Origin of the sequence: Streptacidiphilus sp. PB12-B1b, from assembly GCF_014084125.1 — a bacterium.
Classification (GTDB): domain Bacteria; phylum Actinomycetota; class Actinomycetes; order Streptomycetales; family Streptomycetaceae; genus Streptacidiphilus.
The window spans coordinates 5,887,480-5,900,476 of record NZ_CP048405.1 but is presented as its reverse complement, the minus strand read 5'-3'; the positions used below and the strand labels follow the sequence as shown (position 1 = coordinate 5,900,476).

The 12,997-nt window shown below is 76.6% G+C and carries 11 protein-coding genes and 1 riboswitch; of the genes, 6 read left to right on the top strand and 5 right to left on the bottom strand.

Annotated elements, in window-relative coordinates; all coding sequences use genetic code 11:
- Positions 1-106: 106 nt before the first annotated feature.
- The 4 genes from GXW83_RS25505 to GXW83_RS25490 all read right to left on the bottom strand — a co-directional run bounded on the left by GXW83_RS25505 (position 107) and on the right by GXW83_RS25490 (position 4,921).
- The gene (locus tag GXW83_RS25505) at positions 107-1,603 is read right to left on the bottom strand and encodes a cobyric acid synthase (RefSeq protein ID WP_182445419.1); all 1,497 of its coding nucleotides are present in this window, start codon (positions 1,601-1,603) and stop codon (positions 107-109) included.
- The gene (locus tag GXW83_RS25500) at positions 1,600-2,607 is read right to left on the bottom strand and encodes a cobalamin biosynthesis protein (protein WP_182447551.1); all 1,008 of its coding nucleotides are present in this window, start codon (positions 2,605-2,607) and stop codon (positions 1,600-1,602) included. The genes GXW83_RS25505 and GXW83_RS25500 overlap by 4 nt, the downstream gene beginning before the upstream one ends.
- Before the next feature lie 114 nt (positions 2,608-2,721).
- A riboswitch (cobalamin riboswitch) is annotated at positions 2,722-2,852 on the bottom strand.
- A 165-nt stretch (positions 2,853-3,017) separates the two neighbouring features.
- Positions 3,018-3,368, bottom strand: a complete 351-nt coding sequence (locus GXW83_RS25495; protein ID WP_182445418.1) for a hypothetical protein — start codon at positions 3,366-3,368, stop codon at positions 3,018-3,020.
- A 149-nt stretch (positions 3,369-3,517) separates the two neighbouring features.
- Positions 3,518-4,921, bottom strand: coding sequence for an FAD-binding oxidoreductase (locus tag GXW83_RS25490; RefSeq protein ID WP_182445417.1), 1,404 nt, complete (start codon positions 4,919-4,921; stop codon positions 3,518-3,520).
- A 231-nt stretch (positions 4,922-5,152) separates the two neighbouring features.
- Here GXW83_RS25490 and GXW83_RS25485 point away from each other — a divergent pair, with 231 nt between their 5' ends.
- From GXW83_RS25485 to GXW83_RS25460, 6 genes are all read left to right on the top strand, one after another.
- On the top strand, positions 5,153-6,337 hold the full coding sequence (locus GXW83_RS25485) for a S9 family peptidase (RefSeq protein WP_182445416.1): 1,185 nt from the start codon (positions 5,153-5,155) through the stop codon (positions 6,335-6,337).
- Positions 6,338-6,502: 165 nt separating this feature from the next.
- Positions 6,503-7,909 carry a hypothetical protein gene (locus tag GXW83_RS25480; protein ID WP_225447243.1) on the top strand — a complete coding sequence of 469 codons (1,407 nt, stop codon included), beginning with the start codon at positions 6,503-6,505 and terminating at the stop codon, positions 7,907-7,909.
- A 53-nt stretch (positions 7,910-7,962) separates the two neighbouring features.
- A complete protein-coding gene (locus GXW83_RS25475) occupies positions 7,963-9,330 on the top strand; it encodes a glutamine synthetase family protein (protein ID WP_182445415.1) in 1,368 nt (455 codons plus the stop codon).
- Positions 9,330-10,508: an amidohydrolase family protein gene (locus GXW83_RS25470; RefSeq protein WP_182445414.1), complete on the top strand. Its 1,179-nt coding sequence runs from the start codon at positions 9,330-9,332 to the stop codon at positions 10,506-10,508. The genes GXW83_RS25475 and GXW83_RS25470 overlap by 1 nt, the downstream gene beginning before the upstream one ends.
- 144 nt (positions 10,509-10,652) lie before the next feature.
- Positions 10,653-11,303 carry an NAD(P)-dependent oxidoreductase gene (locus GXW83_RS25465; RefSeq protein WP_182445413.1) on the top strand — a complete coding sequence of 217 codons (651 nt, stop codon included), beginning with the start codon at positions 10,653-10,655 and terminating at the stop codon, positions 11,301-11,303.
- 70 nt (positions 11,304-11,373) lie between these two features.
- Complete coding sequence (locus GXW83_RS25460; RefSeq protein ID WP_182445412.1) at positions 11,374-11,865, top strand: MarR family winged helix-turn-helix transcriptional regulator; 492 nt, start codon at positions 11,374-11,376, stop codon at positions 11,863-11,865.
- On the opposite strand, the gene GXW83_RS25455 is transcribed toward GXW83_RS25460, so the two are convergent.
- Positions 11,837-12,859 carry an Lrp/AsnC family transcriptional regulator gene (locus GXW83_RS25455; protein ID WP_182445411.1) on the bottom strand — a complete coding sequence of 341 codons (1,023 nt, stop codon included), beginning with the start codon at positions 12,857-12,859 and terminating at the stop codon, positions 11,837-11,839. The two genes, GXW83_RS25460 and GXW83_RS25455, sit on opposite strands and share 29 nt — an antisense overlap.
- Positions 12,860-12,997: the final 138 nt, after the last annotated feature.

The window sequence follows — 12,997 nt, the reverse complement described above, 5'->3', positions numbered from 1 at the left end:
TCGGCCTGCGTGGCCACGGTGGTCTCCCCTGTCGGTGGTGAGGATGGTGAGGACGGCGTCGGTGGTGAAGCGGGTGAAGAGGGCGGGGGTGTGCGAGGCGGGGCGGTCACGGTGCGCCCGGCGGTACGAACGGCAGCCCGGTCGGCACGCCGCCCTCGATCAGCCGCAGCAGCGCCGCCGTGTCGGCGTGCTCCTCGATCAGGTCCGCGAGCCGGTCCAGCCGGTCCTCGCGGGCGGCGGCGAAGCAGGTGTCCGGCGCGGGGGTGAAAGCGCGCCCGGCCAGCTGGGCGACCTCCCGCAGGAAGGCCCGGCGGAAGCCGTCGTTCTCCAGCGCGCCGTGCCAGGTGGTGCCCCAGACCGCGCCGGTGCGGCAGCCGTCGAGGAACGGCTCGCCGCCCTCCACGGTGGCCACCCCGTGGTGGATCTCGTACCCGGCGACGGTCTGCCCGTACGCCTCGCCGACCGGGCGGGCCAGGGTCTTCTCCCGGGCGAACTCCACTCGCACCGGGAGCAGTCCGAGTCCGGGGACGGCCCCGGCCCGGGACTCGACCTCGTCCACGACCTCGCGCGCCAGCATCTGGTAGCCGCCGCAGACGCCGAGCAGCGGCTGTCCCTGCGCGGCCCGCCGGGCCAGGGCCGCGTCCAGGCCGCGCTCGCGCAGCCAGGCCAGGTCGGCGACGGTGGCGCGGCTGCCGGGCAGGACCACCAGGTCGGCGTCGGCCAGCTCCTCCGGCCGGGTGGCCCAGCGGACCAGGACGCCGGGCTCCTGGGCCAGGGCGTCGACGTCGGTGAAGTTGGACAGCCGGGGCAGCCGCACCACCGACACCCGCAGCACCTCCGCGCCGTGGGCGGGGCCGCTCGGGGCCCGGTCGACCAGCCCGGCCAGGTCGAGCGAGTCCTCGGCGTCCAGCCACAGGCCCTGCAGCATCGGCAGTACGCCGACGGTGGGGCGCCCGGTCAGCTTCAGCAGCATGTCCAGGCCGGGCTGGAGCAGCCGGACGTCGCCGCGGAACTTGTTGACGATCCAGCCGCCGATGTGCCGCTGGTCCTCCGCCGACAGCAGCGCCAGCGTCCCGTACATGGAGGCGAACACCCCGCCCCGGTCGATGTCGCCGACGACCACCACCGGCAGTCCGGCGGCGGTGGCCAGGCCCATGTTGGCCAGGTCGCGGTCGCGCAGGTTGATCTCGGCGGGGGAGCCCGCGCCCTCGCACACCACCACGTCGTGGCGGCGGCGCAGGTCGGCCAGGCAGTCCAGGGCGATCCGCAGCAGCGCGGGCTTGCGCTGGTGGTAGTCGAGCGCGCCGACCTCGGCCACCGGGCGGCCCAGCACCACGACCTGGCTGCGGCTGTCCGAGCCGGGCTTGAGCAGCACCGGGTTCATCGCCGCCTCCGGCTCGATCCCGGCGGCCGCCGCCTGCATGGCCTGGGCCCGGCCGATCTCCGCGCCGTCGGCGGTGACGAAGGAGTTGAGCGACATGTTCTGCGCCTTGAACGGCGCGACCGAGACGCCGGTGCGGGCCAGCCAACGGCAGATGCCCGCGGTGACCACGCTCTTGCCCGCGTCCGAGGTCGTCCCCGCGACCAGCAGTGCACCCGTCAACGCCGTTCCCTCCCACGTCCGCCGAGGCGTTCCCGGAGCAGGACCGCCGCGACCGCCGCGCCGACGGCCAGCAGCCCCACCCGGCGCGACAGCACGCACGCCCGTTCGATGTCGCCGACCGCCACCGGACGGCACTCGGCCGCCAGCACCGGCCGGTGCTCGGTCCTGGTCCCGTACGCCAGCGTCCCGCCGAGGCGGACGCCGAGTGCGCCCGCGAAGGCCGCCTCGGCCTGGCCGGCGTTGGGGCTGGGGTGGGCCGAGGCGTCGCGCCGCCAGACCCGCCAGGTCTCCGCGCGCCGCCCGGGACCGGCGGCGGCGACGGTCAGCAGCGCGGTCAGCCGGGCGCCGGGCCAGCCCGCGACGTCGTCCAGCCGGGCCGAGGCCCAGCCGAAGCGCAGGTAGCGCGGCGAGCGGTGGCCGACCATGGCGTCCAGGGTGTTCACCGCCCGGAAGGCCAGCAGCCCCGGCGTGCCCGCCAGCGCGCCCCAGACCAGGGCGTTGACCACGGCGTCGGCGGTGTTCTCGGCGACGGACTCCACCACCGCGCGGGCGATCTGCTGCTCCGTCAGCCCGCGCGGGTCGCGCCCGCACAGGTACGGCAGCCGCGCGCGGGCGGCGGGCAGGTCCCCGGCGTGCAGCGAGCCGCCGATCGTCCGCGCCTCGCGGACCAGCGACGCGCCGCCGAGCACGGTCCAGGTCGCCGCCCCGGCCAGCAGCATCCGGCCCGCCGACGCCAGGCCCGGGGAACGGACGGAGGAGCCGCCGCCCGAGGGCCCGCGCACCGCGCGCTCGGCGGCGATCGCCCCGGCCGCGACCGTCCCGACGCACAGGGCGGTGAAGGCCGCGCCGACCGCCCGGTGGTCACGCCACAGCCGTCGCTCCAGCGCCCCGGCCGCCCGGCCGAACCCGGCCACCGGGTGCCCGCGCCGGGGGTCGCCGAAGGCGGCGTCGGCGGCGTATCCCGCCGCGACGCCCAGGGCCGGTGCGCTGCGCACGGCGGTCAGCGGAGCGGCTGCGGGACGGTGGGGGCGGCGTGCGGGGGTGGCAGGCAGGGGACGCGCATGGCGTGGGATGTCCTCACTCAGGGTCCGCGCCCTGGATCGACGTACCGGGGGCGAGAGTCTCCTGGCTTCCGGATCGACGCGCTTCCGGGCCTTCCCGCAGCGGTACCGCACTGCCGTGGCCGTCGTTCGAAAGCGCTCCCCGGTGACAGTGGCGGGACCGCGCCGGATTCGCACCGGCTTCCTCTGCATGCCTCCGTTTGGCGCAATGATCCCACCACGCTGCCGGACCGACCGTCAACACACGGCCCGGCGACTCTTCTCACACCCGGCGCCCGCCCCCCCGGCCGGACGCGAGGACGCCGAGCCCGCGCCGGGTGCGGCACGGGCTCGGCGTCCTCGCGTCGGGCGGCTCAGGCGGCGCTGTCGCGGCCGCCCGCGCCCGGCCGCTCGGCGGTGCGCCGAGGCTGCAGCCTGACCAGGCTGAGCAGCTCCGCCGTGCCCTGGGCGACCTGGGCGACCTGGGCGACCTTTCCGGCCTGGGCCGCCTGCGCGGCCTTGGCGGCCTGGGAGATCTGGGCGACGGGGTTGGACCGACCGGTGGCCCGGCCGCGCCGCGCGGGCGCGACTGTCTCCGTCTGGCGTTGCAGCACCTGGTCCGCCGGGCTGGCCGGCGGGCGCAGGACGGTGTCCTCGAACCAGGCGAGGCCGAGGATCAGAAGCAGCCCCAGCGGGGCGATGAGCAGCCAGGCAAGGACAGACATGGGCACCCCAAGGTCGTTGAGTGCTGCGGTCCGGTGGAACCCCCCGGAGTCCAGCGTCCGCTCCGGCGGGCGTTTCCGCATCTCGGAGCGCCCACGCCCGGTCACTGCCTGTCAGTGACGCGTGTCAGCAATGCCTGTCGGTGACCGTGTCAGTGCCGCCCGGAGACCACGTCCGCCAATCGGGCGATCGGCGAGGTGGTGGTCCGGCCGCCGCGTTCCTGCCGGTCGGCGGCGTGGTAGGCGGCGTACATGCCGTGCACGCCGATCCAGCGCAGCGGCTCCGGCTCCCAGCGGCGGACCTGGTGGCCCACCCACGGCAGGCCGGTCAGCTCGCTGCCGTCCTCGCGCAGCACCAGGTCGCGCAGGGTCCGGGCGGCCAGGTTGGTGGTGGTGACGCCGCTGCCGACGTAGCCCCCGGCCCAGCCCAGGCCGGAGGCCCGGTCCAGCTCGACGGTGGAGCACCAGTCGCGCGGCACCCCGAGCACCCCGGACCAGGCGTGTGCGATCCGCACGTCCCGCGCGGCCGGGAAGAAGCGGACCATGATCTCCCGCAGCTGGTCGACGGTCTGCTGTGCGGTCCGCCCGTCGTTGTCGGTGCGCGAGCCGAAGCGGTACGGCACCCCGCGCCCGCCCAGCGCGATCCGGTCGTCGGCGGTGCGCTGGGCGTACATGTACGCGTGCGCCATGTCGCCGAGGGTCTCCCGGCCCTCCCAGCCGACCGAGTCCCAGAACTCCCGGGGCAGCGGCTCGGTCACCACCATGGACGAGTTCATCGGCAGCCAGGAGCGCCGCTCGCCGCGCAGCGCCGAGGTGAAGCCCTCGGTGGCCCGCAGCACGTACCGCGCCGACACGGTCCCGGTCGCGGTCACCGCCCGGGCCGGGCGGCCGTCGGCGGCGGGCAGGATCTCCCGCACCGCCGTGCCCTCGTGCACGGTCACGCCCAGCGCCCGGACCACCCGGGCCAGCCCCCGGGCCAGCTTCGCCGGCTGGATCCGGGCCCCGTGCGGCGTCCAGCTGCCGCCCAGCGTCCCGGCGACGCTGATCCGCGCGGCTGCCTCGGCGGCGCCGAGCAGCACCTGGTCCGTCTCGCCGTAGGCGTGCTCGGTGGCGACGTACCCGCGCAGCCGGTCCAGCTGCGCCGGGGTGTAGGCGACCTCCATCATGCCGCCCTTGACGATGTCGGCCTCGATGCCCTCGGCCGCGCAGACCTCGATCACCTCGTCCACGGACCGGTTCATCGCCTGCTGCATGGCCACCGCGCCGGGCTTGCCGTACCGGCGGGCGAAGGCGCCGCGCCCGGCGAAGCCGTTGTAGAGCCAGCCGCCGTTGCGGCCTGACGCGCCGTAGCCGCAGAAGCGCTGCTCCAGCACGGTGATCCGGAGCCCGGGATCGGCCTTCTTCAGGTAGTACGCGGTCCACAGCCCGGTGTAGCCCCCGCCGACGATGCAGACGTCGGCCTCGGCCGAGCCGTCGAGGGGCGTGCGCGGCGCGGGGACGCCCGCCTCCGCGTACCAGAACGAGACACCGCCGTTGGCGATGGCGGACGTGCCCATCAGGAGGACCTGCTTCCGCGAGGAGTGGGTTTTCCGGACCGTACCCATCCGCCGCGAGCAGCGGCAATGCGCACTCTGTCAGCCTCCCGCCGGGAAACGGGACACAGCGTCGGACGGACGGGCGTTCCGGGCGTCCGCCGGATGGCCGCGCCCGGCTGGCGCGCGCCGTGCATGGGCACTGGGATGGCGGGGAGGAGTACCGAGCGGGCACCGCCGAGCGTGGGGAGCGACATGCGTTGGGGAAGGGCAGCAGCCGTGGCCGCCGCAGCCGCCGTCGGAGCCGGTGCGGCGGTGCTGGCGGCGAGCCGGGCGGCCTCCGATTTCTCGGTCCGGCCCCGGGAGACGCCTCCGGCCGGGGGCGGTGGGCTGCGGGTGCAGGCCTCCGCCGACGGCCGGATCGAGCTGACCCGCAGCGGGGAGACGCTCCGCCCGGGCCGCTACGCCCTGGAGTGGGGCCCGGACGGCTCCGGTCCGGACGGCACCGGCCCCGTCGCCGGCTCCGTGCCCGCCGCCGGCCTGGGCTCCGGCCGCTCCGGCCGGGCCGTGGTCGGCGAGGTGATCGGCACCACCGACCGCACCGTCGTCCGCCGGCTGGAGAGCGGCACGGCGCCCCCCGACGGCACCGCCGTCCGGATCACCCCGCGGGTGCTGGTCGGCGACCCGTCCACCGCGCTCGGGCTGGACTTCACCGAGCCCCTGGTCCGCGGCGAGCTCGGGCCCATGCCCGCCTGGTACCTGTCCGGCGCCCGCGACCTGTGCGTGGTGGCCGTCCACGGCCCCGGCGAGGACCGACAGCAGGTGCTGCCGCTGCTGCCGCTGCTGACCCGGCTCAAGGTGCAGGTGCTGGCCGTGACCTATCGCAACGACGAGGGCGCGCCGCGCTCGCCGGACGGCCTCTCGCATTTCGGCGAGACCGAGTGGCGGGACGTGGAGGCGGCCGTCCAGCTGGCCCTGTCCGGCGGCTTCGGGCGGGTCCTGCTCCACGGCTGGTCGATCGGCGCGACCACGGCGCTGCACTTCCTGGAGCGCTCCCCGTGGCGGGACAGCGTGCGCGGCGTGGTGCTGGACTCCCCGGTGCTGGACGTCCGCGGCGCCGCCCGCCGCCAGGCCGCCCGGCGCGGCGTGCCGGACGCCCTGGCCGTCCTGGGGGCCCGCGCCGCCGAGGGCCGCGCCGGGCTGGACGGCGCCGCCGCGGACCGGCTCGCGCTGGGCCTCGGGCTGAATGCCCCGGTGCTGCTGATGCAGAGCCCGGACGACACCGTCGCCGACCCGGGACCGGCCCGCAGGCTGGCCGCGAGCCGCGAGGACCTGGTGCTGTACCGGGAGTTCCCCGGGGCTGAGCACGCGGCCCTGTGGAACGCCGATCCGGCCGGTTACGAGGAGACCCTGCGCAGGTTCCTCACCCCCCTCCTGTGACCCATCCGTCACCATTCCGGGACACGTTGGAAGCCCGTGTACCTGAGGATGTGACAACTACACCGTCCACGGGGAAGACTGCACGGCGTGACGTCCCGGAATTCGCGCGACCGTGATGCCCGACCTGTGGGTGGCACCGCTCAGGTGACCAGGCTGCCCACGGCTGTGCTTCCCACGCAGCCACGCAGCAGCGCCCCGCCCCGACCTTCGACCCAAGCCCGCCGCACTCCACCGGCCGGGCTGCCAGGACCCGCCCAGCTCGCTCCGCTCGCCCGGCGGCTGCTCGCCGACGCGGTGCGGATCGCCCGCTGGGCCGGGGAACTCCCCAGCGTCGACCGGCGCGGGGACCTCCACGAGGCGGACGCCCACGCCGCCGGGCGGGCGCTGGCCCTGACCATGCCCGCCGCCGCCGAGGCGTGGGAACGCGCCCGGCTGACCGGCCTGATCGAGCTGCGCGGCAGCGGCGCCGGCCCCGGCTGGCGGCTGCACGCCTGGGAGCACGACGACGAGGCCGTCCTGCGCGGCTGGGCGGCCCTGTTCGACGCCTGGACGCTGCTGGTGCCCGTCCCGGACCGGGCGCTGACCTCGCTGGCCGGCCTGGCCGTCGACCACGCGCCGCAACTGCTCTCCTTCCTGCACCTGGTGGACGATCCGGTTCCGCTCACCGAGCTGCGGGAGCTGTTGAGACGCGGCCTGGAGGAGCAGTGGCACGGCGGGGTGCATCCGGCCCTGGGCGCCCCCGTCCCGCACGCCGCCTGGGCGGTCTCCGCCGTGCGCGGCGACAGCGCCCTGGCGCTCACCCTCACCCCCGGCCCGGCCGAGGTCGCCGGCGTCCTGGACTGGATGCTGGACGGCTTCGCCGCCGTCGGCGCGCTGGTCCGGCACGCCGAGTGCACCGGCCCGGACGGCGCCGACGCAGCCGACGGCTGCGCCGAGCTCACCCCCCTCGGGCACTGGGCGGTCCGCGCCAAGCTCGAAGAGATCTGCATGGTCGCCCAGACCGCCGCCGGGCACATCGAGCAGTCCGCGCTGGAACTGCTCACCGCCTGCGCCCGCTACTCGCCCGGCCCGGCCCGGGCCGAGTACCGGGCCTGGCTGGCCGCCCGGCAGACCGACCGCGCCGTCGCCGACCTGCTGGCCGTGGCCCGCGGCGAGGACGCCCTGCTGCGCGGCCTGGCCTTCGAGGCCCTGCGCGTCGCTGGGCACCCGGCCGAACCCGCCGTGCGAGACTGCGTGGACGAGCCGCTGCTGCGCCCGTACGCGCTGCTGTGGCTGGCCGAGCAGACCGACGAGGGCGTCCTGCCCTCGGACGTCCTCGGCCAGGACGACGCCGCCTGGCTCTGGGTGGACACCGGCGCCGCCGTGCTGGAGCACGGGGACACCGCGATGCTGGTCCGGCACGTCCAGGGCGCGGCCGACGGCGATCCGGGCCGGCTGTTCGCGCTCGCCCGACGGGTCGGGCACCCGCGCGCCGGGCAGGTCCTGGCCGCGGTCGCCTCGGCCCACCCCGACCCGGGCGTCGCCCGAGCCGCCCGCCGCAGCGCCTTCAGCGTCCACGACGGGGGCGCGTAGCCGCCCCGGAGCACCGTCGGCCCACCGTCGGCCCCGGAAGGAGACCTGAGCCCATGGCGCAGCCGCCCGAGCCCCCGGCACAGCCGTCCGAGGAGCACCCCCGGGTCACCGCCGCCCGCCTCGGCGGTGAGGGGGTGGTCGGCGTCGCCCTGGGCTGGGTGGACAACGCCGGGGTCGGCCGGGTCAAGGCGGTCCCGCTGGCGCGGCTGGCCGACGCCGCCGACCAGGGCGTCGGCATGTCGCCGGTGTTCGACACCTTCCTGGTGGACGACTCGATGACCTCCGGCCGCTGGCTCGGCGGCCCCGACGGCGACCTGCGGCTCCTCCCCGACCTCAGCCGGGCGGTGGCCCTGGCCGCGCAGCCCGGCTGGGCCTGGGCCCCGGCCGACCGCTACCGGCAGGACGGCACGCCGCACCCGGCCTGCCAGCGGCAGTTCGCCGCGCGGATGGCCGAGCGGGCCGCCGCCCGGGGGCTGGCCCTGCGGGCCGCCTACGAGACCGAGTGGATCGTCCAGCGGCCGGACGGCGGCTATCCCACCGACGGCCCGGCCTACGGGATGAACCGGCTGACCGACCTCTCCGACTACCTGCGGGACATCCTCTCCGCCCTGGCGGAGCAGGGCCTGACGGTGCAGCAGATCCATCCGGAGTACGCCGAGGGCCAGTTCGAGGTCTCGGTGGCGCCGGAGGGGCCGGTCGGCGCGGCCGACACCGCCGTCCTGGTCCGGCACACCCTGCGGGCGGTCTCCGCCGCGCACGGCCTGCGCGCCTCGTTCGCCCCGGCGTTCGCCCCCGGCGGCGTCGGCAGCGGCGCCCACCTGCACCTGAGCGTCTGGCGCACGGGGCCGGACGCGGCGCCGCAGAACCTGCTGACCGGCGGCCCCGGACGGCACGGGCTGACCGCGCAGGGCGAGGCGTTCCTGGCCGGGGTGCTGGCGGAGCTGCCCGCGCTGCTGGCGCTGGGCGCGCCCGGCCCGTCCAGCCATCTGCGGCTGGTGCCCTCGCACTGGGCCGGGGCCTTCCAGTGCTGGGGCCCGGAGAACCGCGAGGCCGCGCTGCGGCTGGTGCCGGGGCTGCCGGACCGGCCGGAGAGCGCCAACGCCGAGGTCAAGTGCTTCGACGGGGCGGCCAATCCGTACCTGGCGGTGGGCGGGGTGATCGCGGCCGGTCTGGCCGGGATGGACGCCGGAGCGGTGCTGCCGCCGGAGGTGCGCGGCGATCCGGCCTCGGCCGACGGCGTCCCCCGGCTGCCGACCGGCCCCGAGCAGGCGCTGGCGGCGTTCGAGGCGTCGGCGGTGCTGCGGGAGGCCCTGGGCGAGGTGCTGCACGACACCGTCGCGGCGGTCCGCCGGGCGGAGGCCGCGGCCTTCGCCGGGCAGCCGCCCGAGGCCGTGATCGCCGCCACCCGCTGGCGCTACTGATGGCCTTCCGGCTGCCGCCGGGGCTGCTGCTGCTGGACCACCACTGCCACAGCGTCACCGCCGCCGACCTGTCCGACGACGCCTTCGGCTCGCTGCTGACCGAGTCCGACCGCCCGCAGCCGCCCGGCACCAGCGCCTGGGACAGCGCGCTGGGCCTGGCGGTACGCCGCTGGTGCCCCCCGGCGCTCGGCCTGGAGCCGCACGCCCCCGCGGCGGACTACCTGGCCCGCCGCCGCGAGCTGGGCCCGCAGCGGGCCACCGGGGCGCTGCTGCGGGCCGCCGCGCTGGACGCCTGCCTGGTCGACACCGGACTCACCGAGGCGGCCGGGGCCCCGCTGCTGGACCTCCCGGCGTTGGCCCGGGCCGGCGGCGCCCGGGTCCGCGAGGTGGTGCGGCTGGAGCAGGTGGCCGAACGGCTGCACAGCAGCTCGGACGGCGGCTCGGACGGCGGCCCGGACGGCGGCCCGGCCGGGGGCAGCGGCACCACCGCCGCCCGCTTCGGCGCGGACGTCGCCGAGGCCCTGGCCGCGACCGTCCGGGAGCGGGACGCGATCGCGGTCAAGTCCGTCGCCGCCTACCGCCACGGTCTGGAGCTGGACCCGGCCCGCCCGTCCGCCGCCGAGACGGCCCGGGCGGCCGGGGAGTGGCTGGCCGCCCCGGCCGCCCGGCTGGACCACCCGGTGCTGCTGCGGCACCTGCTGTGGACGGCGGTGGACCTGGGCCTGCCGATCCAGCTGCACACCGGCTTCGGCGACCCGGACCTGACCCTGCACCGGGCCGATCCCTCGCTGCTCACCCCGTTCGTCCGCGCGGTCGAGCCGAGCGGCGTCCCGCTGGTGCTGCTGCACGGCCACCCCTACCACCGGCAGGCCGCCTGGCTGGCCCAGGCGTTCCCGCACGTCCACTGCGACCTGGGGCTGACCCTGTCGTACACCGGGCCGGGCGCGGTCCGGGTGCTGGGGGAGTTCCTGGAGCTGGCGCCGTTCGGCAAGGTGCTGTTCTCCACCGACGCCTTCGGCCTGCCCGAGCTGTTCCTGACCGGCGCCGCCGCCTTCCGGCACGCCCTGGGCGCGCTGCTGGCCGACTGGATCCGGGAGGGGGCCTGCGGCCCGGCCGACGCGCACCGGCTGGCCGCGATGCTGGCCTCGGGCAACGCCCGCCGCCTCTACGGCCTCTGACCCGGTTTCTGACCCGGCCTCCGACCCGCCCTCCGACCCGGCTCCGCAAAGCTGCGGCGCGGCCCGGCGCGCCCCGGAAATAAATCTGACGCGTCAGGGATTATCACCGGTACAGCCACCACCATCCACAGAAGGGCAGCCGTCATGGCCAGCATCGCCGTCATCGGAGCAGGCGGAACCATCGGCCGGGGCATCGTCAGCGAGGCGCTGTCGCGCGGCCACCGGGTCACCGCCGTCGTCCGGGATCCGTCCGGCTACACCCTGCGGGCCGAGGGCCTGACCGTCGCCGCCGGGGACGCGCTCGACCCGGCGGCCGTCGCCCGGGTCGCCCAGGGGCAGGACGTCCTGGTCAGCGCCGTCGGCGGGGGCGACGGGCCGGGCCACGCCGCGCTGATCGAGCCCGCCGCCCGGGCCCTGGTCGAGGGGGTGCGCACGCTCGGCGCGGCCGCACCCCGGCTGATCGCCGTCGGCGGCGCGGGCAGCCTGGAGGCCGCCCCCGGCGTCAGGGTCTGGGACAGCCCGGGCCTGCCCGAGGGGCTGCTGCAGATCATGCACGCCCACGGCGACGCCCAGGACTACTACAACGGCGTCGAGGACGTCCGCTGGACCGTGCTCAGCCCGGCCGCGACCATCGAGCCCGGCGACCGCACCGGCAGCTACCGCACCGGGACCGAGCAGCTGGTCACCGACGACGAGGGCCGCAGCCGCATCAGCGTCGAGGACTACGCGGTGGCGCTGGTGGACGAGATCGAGACGCCCCGGCACATCGGACGCCGCTTCACCGTCGCCCACTGAGGGCCGCGCTGGGCTACCGTGGCAACCGGCGGGTAGCGAGGCCGACATGCAAGCAGGGCCGGGGGCGGGGATGGCAGAGCGTCAGCGCATCGACAGCGCCGCCGACGCGGTCGCCGACGACCGGATCCAGGCCCTGGGCGTGGTGCTGACCACCGCCAGCCGGCTGGAGCGGCTGCTGGGGGCCGCCATGGAGCGTGCCAGCGGCCTGTCCCACCCCATGTTCGAGGTGCTGCTGCTGGTCGGCGCCAGGCCCGGGGGCGTCCCCATGGGCGAGCTGTCCCGGCAGCTGGTGCTGACCAGCGGCGGCGCGACCCGGCTGGTCGACCGGATGGTCGAGGCCGGGCTGGTCGCCCGCGAACGCTCCAGCGGCGACAAGCGGGTGCAGGTGGTGACGCTGACCCCGGCCGGGGAGGCCCGGCTGGTCGAGGCCGCCCGGCGGCACGCGGACGAGCTGGACCGGCACGTCCTCGGCATCCTCGCGCCGGAGCGGCTGGCGGCCGTGGTGGAGGGCCTGGACGAGCTGGGCCGGCACGTCAGCGACGTGCTGCCGCCGCTGGGCTGAGCCGCGCGGCCCGCAGCGGGCGGGCCGGGAGCGGGCTGGCGCCCTTCACCTGGCGCATGATCGGCGTGGTCTCCACCTGCCGGATCGCCGGAAGCGAGGCGATCCGGGTGGTCAGGTAGGTGTACAGGGAGGTGGTGTCCGGCGCGAACACCACCGCGTGCACATTGGTGGCGCCGGTGGTCGCGCAGGCGTACGCCACCTCCGGGTGCTCGGCCAGCGCCTCACCGGTGGCGGCCAGCTCGGCCGGGGCGACCGACAGCCAGAGCAGCGCCCGGGCGGTCAGGTCGAAGATCCGGCGTTCGAACTCCATGTCGAAGTAGAGCGCCCCGCTGTCGTGCAGCTCGGCCATCCGCCGCCGCACCGTGCTCTGCGACCAGCCGGTGGCCGCCGCCAGCTCGCCGAGGCTCGCCCGGCCGTCCTGGGCCAGCACCGCCAGCAGCCGCTTGTCGCCCTCGTCCAGTCGGACCGGGCGCTCGGCGCCGCGGCTCGGCGGGGGCGGCGTCAGCAGCGCGACCTGCTCCGGGGCGAGCGTGTCCCACTTGGTGACCAGGCTCATCGCACCGCCGAAGAAGGTGTGCATCACGCAGTGCGCGGTCACCCCGACCACGCTGGGCGTGCGCGGCAGCCGCTGCAGCAGCAGCGCGTGCTCCTCCTGGTCCACTCCGGCCCGGGCCACACAGCTGATCTCGGTGCCGCCCGAGTTGAGGCTGACCCAGGTGGTGTCGTCGCGCCGGGCCAGCGCCTCGGCGATGGCGGAGGCGGCGTCCGGGGTGCACTGCACCCGCACCATCCAGCGGTCCTCGCCCAGCACCTCCGGATCGGTCAGCCCGAGGACCCTGATCAGCCCCTCGGTCCGCAACCGGGAGTAGCGGCGGGCCACCGTCTGGTCGGAGACGCCGAGCACCGACGCCAGCCGGCTGAAGGGGATGCGCGGGTCGAGCTGCAGGGCGTTCACCAGTTGGCGGTCCAACTCGTCGAAACTGTCGGATCGCATCATCCAAGGCTAGGCCATGTCGGAATCCGCCGCATCCAGGTTCCCGGCTGGGGCCGGAGCCGCCCGGGCGGGCAGTATGCCGAGGGTAGGCCGCAGCTGGACGCTCACCGTGGAGCAGGTCCTCCGGTCGCCGCCGAA